Annotated in this window: 13 protein-coding genes; 3 read left to right on the top strand and 10 right to left on the bottom strand. The window is 46.2% G+C overall.

Going from position 1 to position 13,348, the window contains the following annotated elements; translation table 11 throughout:
• The first annotated feature begins 12 nt into the window (after positions 1-12).
• Both HRU69_13365 and HRU69_13360 read left to right on the top strand, forming a co-directional pair.
• Positions 13-2,421 (top strand): ABC transporter permease, encoded by a 2,409-nt coding sequence (locus tag HRU69_13365; protein ID QOI98419.1) that lies wholly within the window; start codon positions 13-15, stop codon positions 2,419-2,421.
• A gap of 127 nt (positions 2,422-2,548) precedes the next feature.
• Positions 2,549-2,809, top strand: coding sequence for a hypothetical protein (locus HRU69_13360; GenBank protein QOI98418.1), 261 nt, complete (start codon positions 2,549-2,551; stop codon positions 2,807-2,809).
• Positions 2,810-2,826: 17 nt separating this feature from the next.
• Here the strand turns inward: HRU69_13360 and HRU69_13355 are convergent, their stop codons facing one another.
• From HRU69_13355 to HRU69_13310, 10 genes are all read right to left on the bottom strand, one after another.
• Positions 2,827-3,537, bottom strand: a complete 711-nt coding sequence (locus tag HRU69_13355) for a lycopene cyclase domain-containing protein (GenBank protein QOI98417.1) — start codon at positions 3,535-3,537, stop codon at positions 2,827-2,829.
• 6 nt (positions 3,538-3,543) lie between these two features.
• Positions 3,544-4,038 (bottom strand): sterol desaturase family protein, encoded by a 495-nt coding sequence (locus HRU69_13350; protein ID QOI98416.1) that lies wholly within the window; start codon positions 4,036-4,038, stop codon positions 3,544-3,546.
• Positions 4,035-4,514, bottom strand: a complete 480-nt coding sequence (locus tag HRU69_13345; protein QOI98415.1) for an SRPBCC family protein — start codon at positions 4,512-4,514, stop codon at positions 4,035-4,037. Before HRU69_13345 ends, HRU69_13350 begins: the two co-directional genes overlap by 4 nt.
• Positions 4,515-4,734: 220 nt before the next feature.
• Positions 4,735-6,024 (bottom strand): deoxyribodipyrimidine photo-lyase, encoded by a 1,290-nt coding sequence (locus HRU69_13340; GenBank protein ID QOI98933.1) that lies wholly within the window; start codon positions 6,022-6,024, stop codon positions 4,735-4,737.
• Between the two features lie 16 nt (positions 6,025-6,040).
• Complete coding sequence (locus tag HRU69_13335; protein ID QOI98414.1) at positions 6,041-6,208, bottom strand: hypothetical protein; 168 nt, start codon at positions 6,206-6,208, stop codon at positions 6,041-6,043.
• 60 nt (positions 6,209-6,268) lie between these two features.
• Complete coding sequence (gene idi / locus HRU69_13330; protein ID QOI98413.1) at positions 6,269-6,787, bottom strand: isopentenyl-diphosphate Delta-isomerase; 519 nt, start codon at positions 6,785-6,787, stop codon at positions 6,269-6,271.
• A 1-nt stretch (position 6,788) separates the two neighbouring features.
• Positions 6,789-7,625 carry a phytoene/squalene synthase family protein gene (locus HRU69_13325; protein QOI98412.1) on the bottom strand — a complete coding sequence of 279 codons (837 nt, stop codon included), beginning with the start codon at positions 7,623-7,625 and terminating at the stop codon, positions 6,789-6,791.
• A 10-nt stretch (positions 7,626-7,635) separates the two neighbouring features.
• Complete coding sequence (crtI, locus tag HRU69_13320) at positions 7,636-9,114, bottom strand: phytoene desaturase (protein ID QOI98411.1); 1,479 nt, start codon at positions 9,112-9,114, stop codon at positions 7,636-7,638.
• Positions 9,115-9,145: 31 nt separating this feature from the next.
• Entirely contained in the window at positions 9,146-9,646 is a 501-nt protein-coding gene (locus HRU69_13315; GenBank protein QOI98410.1) for an RNA polymerase sigma factor, read from the bottom strand.
• A 165-nt stretch (positions 9,647-9,811) separates the two neighbouring features.
• Positions 9,812-10,690: a MerR family transcriptional regulator gene (locus tag HRU69_13310; protein ID QOI98409.1), complete on the bottom strand. Its 879-nt coding sequence runs from the start codon at positions 10,688-10,690 to the stop codon at positions 9,812-9,814.
• Positions 10,691-10,763: 73 nt separating this feature from the next.
• Here HRU69_13310 and HRU69_13305 point away from each other — a divergent pair, with 73 nt between their 5' ends.
• Positions 10,764-13,265 carry a ligase-associated DNA damage response DEXH box helicase gene (locus HRU69_13305; protein ID QOI98408.1) on the top strand — a complete coding sequence of 834 codons (2,502 nt, stop codon included), beginning with the start codon at positions 10,764-10,766 and terminating at the stop codon, positions 13,263-13,265.
• Positions 13,266-13,348 lie beyond the last annotated feature (83 nt).

Raw genomic sequence — 13,348 nt, 5'->3', positions numbered from 1 at the left:
TCATTAAACCTTATGCTGCGTAATTACATTACCATTGCCATTCGTAACATCCTTAAGTACAAACTATTTTCAGCTATTAACATTGCCGGCTTAACAGTAGGTGTGGCTGCATGCCTCTTTATTTTTATTTATGTAAAAGATGAACTGAGTTTTGATCGGTTTCATCGCGATGCCAACCGTATTTACCGTGTGGGGTTAATGGGTAAAATGGCCGGGCAGGAATTTAATGTTAGTAACTCCTGTTACCCGGTGGGTCGCGCCATGGTTGAGGAGATTCCGGGTGTAACCGAGTATACCCGAATCTGGCCGGCTTCGAATACAGTTGTTTTTTCGTTCGAAGAATTGTCCTTCAGCGAAAAGAAAGTGTTTTATGTGGATTCCAATTTCTTTTCTTTTTTCAGTTTTGAGTTGATTCATGGCGATGCAGGCAGTATGCTTACTGAACCCAACTCGGTGGTGATTACCGAGGAATTATCCACAAAATATTTTGGTGCCGGTAATCCGGTGGGCAAACTTTTGGTTATCGGGCCTGACAAGAAATCATTTAAGGTTACAGGCGTGGCCAAAAGAGTACCGCTAAACTCGCATTTTCAATTCAACGCGCTATTGTCGTTTAGCACAGTGGATAATCAGATATACAAAGGCTGGACGGGCAATTCGCTTTATACGTATGTTAAACTTGATGACAAGACAACGCCCGGCTTTGTAGATGCCCGGTTGGAAGAACTGGTACTAAAACATGTGGGGCCTGAAATTGAGCAACTTGGCCTCACATTCGAGCAGTTTAAAGCGCAGGGAGGCAAATACAGTTACTTTGTTTACCCGATGGTGGATACCCACCTGTACAGTAAACTGGAAGGCGACCCTGAGCCGGCTGGCGATATTAAGTATGTTTACATTTTTGCTGCCGTGGGTTTATTCATTTTGGTTATCGCGTGCATCAATTTTATGAACCTTTCCACAGCGCGTTCGGCAGGGCGGGCTAAAGAAGTTGGCTTACGCAAAACACTCGGCTCTTTTCGCAGGCAGCTGATTGGGCAGTTTTATGCCGAATCCTTTATCTATAGTGTAGTCGCTATTCTCTTTGCCTGTGCACTTACCTGGGCATTATTACCCTCGTTCAATATACTGGCTGGTAAATCGTTAACATTTAGTTCACTGTGGAGCGTAGAGTTTATGACGATGGTAGTTGTCTTGCTTTTACTGGTAGGCTTGTTGGCGGGCAGCTACCCGGCTCTTTATCTCACTTCGTTTAATCCCGTAGAGGTGCTGAAAGGCAAATTGCGGGCGGGGATGAAAACCAAAGGCGTGCGCAGCTTGCTGGTGGTGGTGCAGTTTAGTGTATCCATCTTCTTAATTGCGGCAACGCTGGTTGTTTATCAGCAACTAAGTTTTATGCAGCAGAAAAGCCTGGGTATTGATAAGAACCGCGTTATTACTATTCAGAATATGCGGAACCTTGGCGAAAGCCGAAAGTCATTCAAAGAGAAACTGGATCAGCTCTCGGGTATAACGGCTTCATCGTACACAAATAATTTGTTTCCCGGGATTAACAACATCAACGTATTCAGAACAGCAGGTTCGAACCAGGATCGGTTACTGGCATCATACTTTGCTGATTGGGATCACCAGGAGGTGATGAAGTTTAACCTGAAGGAAGGCAGGTTTTTCAGTCGGGATTTGGCGTCTGATTCGTCAGCCTGCCTGATAAATGAATCGGCCGTTCGCGAATTGGGTTGGACTATAGAGACGGCCGTTGGTTCAGAAATTCTTGATTTTTCCGGAGAACAGTCCAAAAAGATTACGGTAGTTGGTGTTCTTGAAGATTTTAATTACGAATCATTAAAGACTAAAGTGCGGCCGTTGATTGTTCAGTTGGTGGATGTTTCCCGTCAACTAATGGTGCGGTACGAAGGCAGTCCTTCTGAAGCCGTTGCAAAAATGGAAGCGTTATGGAAAGAGTTTGCTCCGGGTATTCCGTTTGAGTACAGTTTTCTTGACCAGGATTTTGATGCCCTGTTCCGAGCCGAAATGCGTATGCGTGATCTGTTCACCGTATTTTCTTCGCTGGCTATATTCATTGCCTGCCTTGGCCTGTTTGCATTGGCTGCCTTTTTAACTGAGCAGCGGACAAAGGAAATCGGTATCCGGAAGGCGCTCGGTGCCCCTGTAGGCGGCCTGGTTATAACCCTTTCGAAGGAATTTTTACTGTTGGTAGGCATTGCCTTTATAGTAGCCGTGGTACCAGCCTGGTATTTTATGGGGCAATGGCTTGCCGGTTTTGCCTACCGGATTGAACTGAGTGGGTGGGTATTTCTGCTGGCAGGGGTAATGGCCTTTATTGTTGCCGCATTAACCATCGGTTACCAGGCCATTAAAGCAGCAAAACTTAACCCTGTAACCTCGCTGCGCTACGAGTAACCGGTATTGGCTGAATGAACCTAAGGCGCTCATTATGAGCGCCTTTTATTTTTTAATATTAAATTTTTATTAAGCAGTTAACCTTCTTGTAACAATTCCTTATTTTCAAATCCCAATTATCCATTTTATGAACAAGACTAAAGCATTAAAGAAGGATCTGAAAAATAAGTTTTCGGGTACTATCCAGGAAGTTGTAAGTAAAGAAGATCCGAGTCCTTCCAAGAAAGTGAAAAAGCTAATCAAACGCACCAGTAAAAAACTGGCTGCTGCGGTTGCCAGCGATACCAAAAAGGCCATGAAGAAAGCGGAAAAAGCCGAGCGTAAAGCCGAGAAGGCGGCAAAACCCAAAAAGGAAAAGCGCGAAAAACCTATTGAACTAGTCGTTTAGCTAAGGAAAATTTTCAATTATGAATCCCGCTTTCTGGCGGGATTTTTTTCTTGCAGCCATTCGTATATAACCACATTCATCAGGATGAGGAGCATGCCGTAAAAAATGTCCTCCACCGGAATGGTGCCCAGCCGAAAGCCCAGATTTTCATTGTTATTATACCACACTACTTCTTCTTCAATAAAGGAACCGGTTAAGATACCGTTGATGATAAAAAAAGGTATCAGGATAACGGCATATGCCAGGTAGAACCTACCCATATAGCGGGGTCGTATTTTCAACATTTGAAAAGCCAGGAAAAGACCAAGCAACATAAATGTTACTCCGGTGTACCATTTTTCAATCTGGTGCATGCCAATCAGTAACATCAGTATAATAATGGTGCTGCTGATTAACTCCTGATGAGGGAACAGGTAATCTTTTTCAATGAGGTATTTTAAAGCGAAGTAGGTAAATACACAGGCATACGGAATACAGATAAAGAAAAGAATTTCCTCTAAAGGAAGATTACCCACATACACTCCGGTAAGGTACCGTGGATTAAACCCCCAAACGCCCATACGAGTAAACCATTCATCCCATACCATGAATATGACGGCTGGTATTATAATAGCAGGCCAAAGATTTTTCCATGTTTTGTAAAACGGAGCCGGTTTATAAAAACTGAACAGCAGCGGAATGCTGATGGAGGCCAGGTCAAGCGCAAGGTAAAGGTAGCGGTCGTTCAAAGGCAGTTATTGGGTTTCCTGTCTTTCTTTCTTAAATATAAACTGCTTCGGTTCATATTTTTTAGGTGCATACAAAAAACCAAAGGCCTCGCAGCCTTCTTTGGTGTGTTTGGCGTGATGAATATAATGCGCGTTAATCATTCGCTGAAGGTACTTGCTTCGTTTGGCGGGGCGCCACCGGATGCGCTGGTGTACGATGATGTCGTGAAAAACAATATAAAATACACCATAGCAAAATATGCCCAGGCCTACGGCCAGTCCGTAAGGATTATACTTCACCAGGCTGAAATAATAGAACAATGCAATGGAAGGGATGCTGAATACAACAGCAAACCAATCATTTTTTTCAAGCGTATGATCGTGCACGGTATGGTGCGATTTGTGCCACACCCATAAAAAACCATGCATTACATACTTGTGGGTGAGCCAGGCTACAAATTCCCAGAACAGAAAAGTAGCCACGGTAATGGCAGCACAAATCAAAATGGTGGTTATGCTCATGCGTACTGCGGCTTGGGTTGTTTGAAATAGGTTTCCAATACCTGATACCGGAAGTCAAAAATACGATTTAGCTCACGCTCTACAAAAAGCCAGTGGGCCAGTCGTCCAATAAAACCGAGCGGAATAGCATAATTTACTTCATCGGTCATTTCAACACCTCCTGCCACTTCTTTAAAATGGTGCTGGTGGTGCCACAGTGCATAAGGCCCAAAGCGTTGCTCATCAACAAAATAATAAGGTTCCTGTACATGGGTAATTTCGGTTGTCCAGTTCATGGGTACTCCGGGCAGGCCGTAAACAATATATCGGATTAGTTGACCGGCATACATTTTTGGTCCACCCGACATATATAGTATTTTAAATCCCATATGTTCGGGTGTTATTTTGGTGAGGTTGGCCGGAGTGGAGAAAAATTCCCACGCTTCTCTGATTGTAATTGGGAGGAATTGTGTCCGTTTAAGGCAGTATATCTTCATATAAGAGAAAACAGCGAAATCCGATTTATGTTTTTCTGGTAATCCGCAAACACACGGCTAATACAATACCTGATGAACGTTTAATTATTTGTTCGCTCTAAGAGATGCTTCGCCACGCTGTGAGCGGGGATCAGCATAGTACATAAAATTTTGTCCTGGGCCAGGCTGCAGGCGGTCGTAGGACTTTTTCTCGAAATAAAGTGTGACCTCATATCACTGCTTATCTCAATGCAACCTGGTACGCTTTTAATACGCGTTCACGGGCAATAGCATGATCGACAATGGGTTTGGGATAATCAGGAGTATCAACTTCGGGTACCCACTTTTTAATATACTTCCGGTCGGGATCAAATTTTTCAGTTTGGATGTACGGGTTGAACACCCTGAAATATGGTGCGGCATCGCAGCCCGAACCGGCAGCCCACTGCCAGCCCCCATTGTTGGCGGCTAAATCAAAATCAAGAAGCTTTTTAGCAAAGTAGGCCTCGCCCCACCGCCAATCGATGAGCAGGTGTTTGGTAAGGAAGCTGGCCACAATCATGCGCACGCGGTTGTGCATGTAGCCGGTGGCATTCAGTTCGCGCATGCCGGCATCTACAATAGGGTAGCCGGTTTTACCCTCGCACCAGGCCCTAAACTCTTCCGGGTTGTTCCGCCATTCAATCTGGTCGTAAGCGGGTTTAAACGCTTTTATTGCCACATGCGGAAAGTGCCAGAGAATCATGTGGTAGAAATCGCGCCAGATAAGTTCGTTAAGCCACTTTTCATTTTTCTTTAAAGCAACCTGAACGAGTTTGCGAATACTCACCGTACCAAACCGCAGGTGAACACTCAGGCGCGAGGTTCCTTCAATGCCGGGTATATCGCGCTGCAGGTGGTATTTTTCAATAACCGATAATTTTATTTTTCTTTCCGGAAATGTAATACCCGACTTTTTAAATCCAATCGCTGGAAGTTCCGGAAAGGGAAGCGGACTAATGGTAAGCAGGTTGCCTGTGTATTTTTCAACGGGATAGCTTTTACTGTAAAAGTTGTTTAAGGTGGCTTTCCATTTTTTACTGTACGGGGTGTATACCGTATAGGGTGTGCCATCGTCTTTTATAATCTCATCTTTTTCAAAAATCACGATGTCTTTAAAGGATTTAAACCGCACCCCCTTTGCTTCGAGTATTTTTTTTATCTGTGCATCGCGCTGCTTGCCGTACGGTTCATAATCGTGGTTGGTGTAAACCGCTTTTGGGTTAAGGTTGTTAAAAATCTTAACGGGATTGCCATGAAACACGGCTAACGAGCCGCCCAGGTCTTCCAGTTCTTTCTTCAAGTGGTTTAGCGACTGGTGGATGAACTCCACGCGGGCGTCTTTTTCATCTTCGAGTTTATCGAGGATTTCCGTATCAAAAATAAAGATGGGTAGTACGTTGTTGTTTTCTTTGAGGGCATGATATAACCCGGCATTATCCTGCAGGCGCAGGTCGCGCCTGAACCAGAAAAGGGTTACGGTTTTGTTAATGGCAGATTCAGCCTGTTTATTTTCGAAGCGCCTCAATTTCCTTTTCCAGTTTATCGATGGCTTCCATCTTTAATGCGTACAGTTTCAGGTCGCCCGAGCGTTGAATGTGCATGGCTTCTTCCAGCATCATCAGTCGTTTTTTCTGAAAGACTTTCAACTGAACTTTCTTCAGGAAACTAAACATTTCTAAAAAACTTTTTGTCAGGGTAACTAAAAAATGTCCACATCAGGTAAAGGCTCATGCCTAAGCCGATACGGTTGAATTTATTTGCGGATGATTTATAATCAGACGGAACCAATACGTAAACAACTCGGGATTTTTTTTGATGCGCTGCTTTAGCTGCGCAATGCTGATGAATTGCCAATCCTGAACTTCGTTGTAATTCACGTCAGGAACGCTATCGCTATAGGCAAACAACACATGATCCAGTTCATGCTCGGTAAGTCCACCGTCAAGTTGTGTTTTATAAATGAATGAGTACGCTTTTTCAGGATTAGCAAGTATGCCCATTTCCTCCTGTAACCTGCGTTTGGCGGCTTCTTCAATGCGTTCTCCGGGGCGCGGGTGGCTGCAACAGGTATTCGTCCATAAGCCGCCACTATGGTATTTGCAATCGGCCCGTTTCTGAATCAGCATTTCGCCTTTTGAATTGAACACCAGCACGGAAAAAGCCCGGTGTAAAACGCCTTTTTGGTGCGCTTCCATTTTTTCCATGGTTCCCACTTCGTTGTCATGTTCATCAACCAGAATAACGTGCTCCATATCAGATAAGGTTGAACTGATGTTTTACATACGAATAGGCCAGCAGGCTGGCTTTATACCGGTTGCGGATGCGGATGCGGCTCTCCAGCACTTTTTCACACGGGGTGTTTTGTATTTTCCTGAATAGTGCCGTGTAGTACACATAGGCAACATACACCCCGAAGCGGGATGATCTCGGAAGCATTTTAATTCCTTCAAGCGCATGGTCAAAATCGGCCCGGATGCCGGTTTCAATTAGTTGCTTCTGCGTTTCATTAAAATTTTTGAAATCCACGCCCGGGAAATACGTTCGGCCCATGTTTGTGTAATCGGCCTGCAGGTCGCGCAGGAAGTTCACTTTCTGGAAGGCCGAACCCAGGCTCATGGCATAGGGCTTTAATTTTTCATACAGTGCATCATCACCGTTTACAAAAACACGCAGGCACATCAGGCCAACTACTTCGGCTGAACCCAGGATGTATTCTTTCAGGCCATGATCATCGTATACCTTGCGGCTCAAGTCCATTTCCATACTGCGCAAAAAAAGATCAATGGATGAACGATCAATGTTGTATTGCCGTACCGCATGCTGGAAACTGTTCAGAATCGGGTTAAGGCTTATCCCGGCATCAATTGCCTGGTAGGTTTCCTGTTTAAAGCGGGTTAACAGATCTTCTTTATTATACTGGTGAAAAGTATCCACAATCTCATCGGCAAAGCGCACAAAACCGTAGATGGCGTAAATCGGGTCGCGGAGTTCCTTACGAAGACACAGGATACCCAGCGAAAACGAGGTGCTGTACGCCCGCGTGGTAAGCCGGCTGCAACGCAAGGATACTTTGTCGTAGAGTTCCTTCATCGGGATAAAATTAGTTACTACGTTTTGATCGTTTAATGACTTCACCGGCAACAACGTGGCCGCTGATGATGCTGGGCGGTACGCCCGGTCCCGGCACCGTTAGCTGTCCTGTATAAAACAAATTGTTCACCTTTTTGTTATGAATAGCCGGCTTCAGGTTGGCCGTTTGCCGCAGCGTATTGGCCAGTCCGTAGGCATTTCCTTTAAACGCATTGTAATCGGCCGTAAAATCGTTGTGGGCATAACTGCGTTTGTAAATGATGTTTTCTTTAATGGATTGCCCGGTAAGTTTTTCCAGTCGTTCAATAACCATGTGGAAGTACTTTTCCCGGATTTCATCCGTATCGGATAAGCCCGGGGCAACCGGAATCAGAATCATCAGGTTTTCACATCCGGCAGGCGCTGCGTCCGGATCGGTTATGGAAGTACAACTGATGTAAAACTGAGGACGGGTTGGCCATTGCGGGTTTTCGTAAATTTCTTCCGCATGTTTTCCAAAATCCTCATCAAAGAATAAGGTGTGGTGCAGCAGGCCCTCCAGTTTTTTGCCGATGCCCAGGTAAAAAATCAGGCTGGAAGGCGCCAGGGTCCGGCTGTTCCAGTACGTTGGTGTGTACCGTCTGAAATTTTCCGGCAGCAGGGTTTGTTCCACGTGGTGATAATCGGCCCCGGCTACGATGTAGTCGAACGCCCTGAAGTGCCCGTTAACAATTACACCTTTTGCTTTAATAGCATTCAGTTCAAGTTGCTGTACTGCGCTGTTAAACTCAAAGGTTACGCCCAATTCGGTGGCCAGTTGTACCATTCCTTCGATGATTTTATGCATGCCGCCTTTCGGGTACCAGGTACCCAGGGCCATGTCGGCATAGTTCATCAGGCTATAGAGGGCCGGGGTGTTTTGTGGCGTGGCCCCCAGAAACAAAACCGGAAATTCGAGCAGTTGAATAAGTTTCTTTTCTTTAAAGTATTTCCGTATGTAGGTTGAAATGGATTGGAATACATGAAGCCTGAATACCCCGGTCATTACTTGTGGATCGGCCAGTTCCAATAGCGACCGCCCCGGTTTATAAACCAGTTTATTAATGCCGATTTCGTATTTGAATTTACCTTCATCCAGGAACTTCAGCAGGTTTTTACTGCTTCCGGGCTCCAGCCGTTCGAACATGGCGCACAGGGCACTGATTCCCGCGGGAATATCCAGTTGGTCATCGGCTGAATAATAAATCCGATAGGAGGGATCCAACCTTTCGAGCTGATAATAATCGGAAGGCGATTTACCGAATGCTGCAAAAAATTTTTCAAACACATCGGGCATCCAGTACCAGCTGGGTCCCATATCAAAGGTAAAGCCCTGGGCTTCAAATTTCCGGGCACGGCCACCCGGTGTGCTGTTTTTTTCAAACACGGTTACCTCAAAGCCTGCTTTTGCCAGGTGGCAGGCGGCTGATAAACCCGAAAAACCGGAACCGATTACAGCAACTTTAGTCATGTTTAATAGAAAGCACGGTCAGCTAAGATAATCAATATCCCGCCAACCGGCTTTGAATTTCCTTACGTGCGTGGAAGATGCGGTTCTTCACGGTGCCGATGGGTATGCCCAGGTGTTCGGCAATTTCGTGGTACTTGTAACCGCTGGTGTGCATTTTAAAAGGCACCAGCAATTCTTCGCGCAACTGGTTTATGTGGTTCCAGATGTCTTTGTATTCAAAGCGTGATCCCGGGCTGTTAAATGTATGTGTGTCTTCAACATTCAGATAATATAATTCCCTGGTGTCGTCATGCGAGGTTTTGGCGCGCTGGTTTTTGCGGTAATTATTGATAAACGTGTTGCGCATAATAGTAAACAGCCAGCCTTTCAGGTTGGTATCTTCTCTGAACTTATTCCGGTAGGTAAGGGCTTTCAGGATAGTGTCCTGAACCAGGTCGTTTGATTCTTCGCGGTTGGAGGTAAACCTGCGGGTAAATGCCTTGAGGGTACTCCTTAATCCGGCTATCTGGTAGTCAAATTCCAGTGCTGACATGGCTAAAACTGTTTAATTTTTTAATTAAATTGTTAAACAATTTTAGCAAGCTTTACGCGATTACAGGCTTAAAGTAAAGGTTTGTTCAACGGATTAGTTAAAAGATCCGCTTTTTGGATTTCCTTACGAAGGAAGGTTAAACAAAACTGTGTGGGCAGACCCGCATCAGGCCGATTCGAGTACACCGGCCAGTTCCGTTGACTTATAGATAACCTTAAAATTACGGGGTACAATAAAGGCCGTGTTGCGCAGGTTGTTACCCGATGCAATAATGGTGGCATCGGCAAATTCGCGCGACATTTTTTCTACGTACGATTTAACTTCGGTGGCTGAAGGGGTTGACACAAATGAAGTGATAATGAATTGCGGTTTGTGGATTTCATAGACCGCCTTCAAATCGGCAAAAGGTACCGACTGCCCCAGGTAGTACGTGTAAATACCTTTGCTTCGGGCGATATAATTAAAGAAGAGTAATCCGAATTCATGGAACTCGCCTTCCGGCAGAAAAAGTATGGCCTTGCGCGCACTTTTTGGTGGTACAGGCAGCGATGCTCCGGCCGTAATCAATTGCTGGCGGATAAGGTTGGAAATAAAATGTTCTTGTGCAGGGTTTACCGTTCCGGCCTGCCACAGCACCCCGATTTTTTCAAGAAAGGGGTAGATGGTTTCAATAATGGTTCGCTCAAATCCATAGCGCTTAACGAGTGCTGTTGCGATTTCATTGAACTTCTCCTCATCCATATCCACCATGGCCACCACCAGTTGATCAATGAAGATTTCGTTGGCTGATTTCTGATCGCTGAGTTCCTTTATCTTATTGCTGATTTGTTCGCGCGTCATCCGGGCAATCTGCGAGATGCGGATGCCATGATTATTGAGCAAGGCCACGTTGATGATGCGCTTCAGGTCGTCATCCGAATACAACCTGATATTGGTGCCTGTACGCTGGGGCTCAACAATATGGTGCCGCTTTTCCCAGATGCGGATAGTATGGGCTTTTATGCCCGACAATTTTTCGAGTTCTTTAATAGAGTACTGACCCATAACCACCTAAAACAACCCTGTGGAAATATTGTTTAAATCGGATTCCGAAAGTAATGAAAAACTACCTTGGGCAATGGATCAAGCCACGCTGATAAGCAAAGCCGAAGCCTGGTTTCAGGTTAAAGGCTGGAAGCCCTTTCCGTTTCAGTATGAAGCCTGGCAGGCTTACCTGGCCGGGCACAGCGGACTGGTTAATGCCCCTACCGGCAGCGGAAAAACTTATTCGCTGGTGGTGCCTATTCTGCTTGAATTTATCCGCAAGCATGGCTGTAGCAAGAAAGGTAATGGCTTACGGGCCATCTGGATTACACCTATCCGTGCCCTGGCAAAGGAAATAGAGCTTTCAGCTACCCGGGCCATTGCGGGTTTAGGTTTACACTGGCAAGTTGGCGTTCGTTCAGGAGACACTTCTGTTAAAGAACGCGAGCGTCAGAAAACAAAGCCTCCCGAGTTTCTCATTATTACGCCTGAGAGTTTGCATTTACTGCTTACTCAAAAAGGCTACGCTGATTTTTTTAAAAACCTGAAGGTGGTGGTGGCCGATGAATGGCATGAGCTGATGGGTTCAAAGCGGGGCGTGCAGGTTGAACTGGCCTTATCGCGGTTGAAAGCGCTTGTTCCGCAACTGAAGGTGTGGGGAATATCAGCCACCATTGGAAATATGGAGCAGGCAGTGGAGATGTTATTAGGGAAAGACCACACCTCCCTTTCTCCCCACAAGGGAGGTGAGTTGTCCTCTTCCCCCCTCAAGGGGGGACAGAGGGGGGTGTTTATCAAAGGAAGCATCTCTAAAAAAATTGAAGTCGTCTCCATCCTTCCCGACTCGGTGGAGACGATGCCGTGGGCCGGGCACCTGGGTATTCAGTTGCTTGATAAGGTGGTGGAGATTGTAAAACAAAGTACCAGCACGCTCATCTTTACCAACACGCGCTCCTTCGCTGAAATCTGGTACCAGAAAATGCTCGATAAGGCACCCGAACTTTCAGGGCTGGTGGCCATGCACCACGGTTCCATCAGCAAAGAGATGCGGCACTGGGTAGAAGACCAACTCTACGAAGGAAACCTGAAAGCGGTGGTGTGCACGTCAAGCCTTGATCTCGGTGTTGATTTCAGTCCGGTGGAAACAGTCATCCAGGTGGGAAGTCCGAAAGGTGTTGCCCGTTTTCTTCAGCGGGCCGGCCGCAGCGGTCACCAGCCCGGTGCCGTCAGCCGCATTTATTTTGTGCCAACGCACTCACTCGAGTTAACCGAAGCGGCTGCACTGCGCGAAGCCATGCGTAAAGGAATTATGGAAGAACGGATTCCCTACATCCGCTCGTTCGATGTGCTGATGCAGTATCTGGTTACGCTGGCCGTATCAGACGGGTTTTATCCGGATGAGATTTTGAAAGAAATAAGAACCACGTTCAGCTATAACTCCATAACCGATGACGAGTGGGCGTGGATCTTAAATTTTATAACCACCGGAGGTGACTCATTACAGGCTTATGATGAATACCGGAAGGTGATAATTGACCATGACGGACGCTACCGTATTGAGAGCCGGTACATTGCGCAGCGCCATCGGCTGTCTATCGGTACCATTGTAAGTGATCCTTCGCTGAATGTAAAATTGCTTTCCGGAAAGTACCTCGGCACCATTGAAGAATATTTTATCTCGCGTCTGAATGCAGGCGATACATTTTGGTTTGCCGGCCAGGTGCTGGAACTGGTGCGCATTAAAGACATGGACGCCCAGGTGCGGAAGAGCAAACGAAAATCCGGACTGGTGCCCTCGTGGCAGGGCGGAAGGATGCCCTTGTCATCGCAGCTCAGCGAACGGATACGCTACAAACTTGATGAAGTAGTGAAAGGAAATGAAAGCGATAGTGAACTGAAATTTTTAAACCCCCTGTTTGCTTTACAGCAACAACGGTCGCACCTGCCTGGTAAAAGCGAATTTCTGATTGAGTACATTGAAACCGGAGAGGGGTACCATGTGCTGATGTACCCGTTTGAAGGGCGCTTTGTACACGAAGGCATGGCCGCCCTGGTGGCGTATCGTATTGCACGTATAAAACCCATTACCTTTTCCATTGCCATGAACGACTATGGTTTTGAATTGCTCAGCGACCAGCCGATACCGATAGAAGAGGCTATTGAAACAAACCTGCTGGGTGCAGAGCATTTGATGAAAGACATACAGGCCAGCATTAACGCTACCGAAATGGCCCGCAGGAAGTTCAGGGAAATTGCCGCCATTGCCGGGCTGGTGTTTAAAGGCTACCCGGGCAAGCCGGTGAAGGACCGCCACCTGCAATCGACCGCGCAGTTATTTTTTGATGTGTTTCATGAATACGAGGCGCACAACCTGTTGTTCAGGCAGGCCTATGAGGAGGTAATGGATTTTCAGTTGGAAGAGGCGCGGCTGCGCAGCGCGCTGGAGCGGATAAGCCACCAGAAGATAATCATTACCCGGCCCCACAAACCCACACCGTTTGCCTTCCCCATTATGGTTGACCGCCTGCGCGAAAAGCTAACCACCGAACAGTTGAAAGACCGCATAGCCAAAATGACAGTGCGGTATGATGAGTAATTGTGTACAAATAAATATCTTCGATACATTTTTTTTAATTCAATTTTATGCCGTTTCTGCCATCGCACCGACAGAGCATTCGG

The sequence above is a fragment of the Flammeovirgaceae bacterium genome, from assembly GCA_015180985.1.
Taxonomy (GTDB): domain Bacteria; phylum Bacteroidota; class Bacteroidia; order Cytophagales; family Cyclobacteriaceae; genus UBA2336.
This window is presented reverse-complemented; position numbering and strand designations above follow the sequence as displayed.

Bases quoted from the DNA above. Each gene is read 5' to 3' on its own strand.
- HRU69_13325 (QOI98412.1), bottom strand. From the start codon at position 7,625: ATGAAGGAACTCTACGACAAAGTATCCTTGCGTTGCAGCCGGCTTACC.
- HRU69_13360 (QOI98418.1), top strand. From the start codon at position 2,549: ATGAACAAGACTAAAGCATTAAAGAAGGATCTGAAAAATAAGTTTTCG.
- HRU69_13335 (QOI98414.1), bottom strand. From the start codon at position 6,208: ATGTTTAGTTTCCTGAAGAAAGTTCAGTTGAAAGTCTTTCAGAAAAAA.
- HRU69_13350 (QOI98416.1), bottom strand. From the start codon at position 4,038: ATGAGCATAACCACCATTTTGATTTGTGCTGCCATTACCGTGGCTACT.
- HRU69_13345 (QOI98415.1), bottom strand. From the start codon at position 4,514: ATGAAGATATACTGCCTTAAACGGACACAATTCCTCCCAATTACAATC.
- idi (QOI98413.1), bottom strand. From the start codon at position 6,787: ATGGAGCACGTTATTCTGGTTGATGAACATGACAACGAAGTGGGAACC.
- HRU69_13315 (QOI98410.1), bottom strand. From the start codon at position 9,646: ATGTCAGCACTGGAATTTGACTACCAGATAGCCGGATTAAGGAGTACC.
- HRU69_13310 (QOI98409.1), bottom strand. From the start codon at position 10,690: ATGGGTCAGTACTCTATTAAAGAACTCGAAAAATTGTCGGGCATAAAA.
- HRU69_13365 (QOI98419.1), top strand. From the start codon at position 13: ATGCTGCGTAATTACATTACCATTGCCATTCGTAACATCCTTAAGTAC.
- crtI (QOI98411.1), bottom strand. From the start codon at position 9,114: ATGACTAAAGTTGCTGTAATCGGTTCCGGTTTTTCGGGTTTATCAGCC.
- HRU69_13305 (QOI98408.1), top strand. From the start codon at position 10,764: ATGGATCAAGCCACGCTGATAAGCAAAGCCGAAGCCTGGTTTCAGGTT.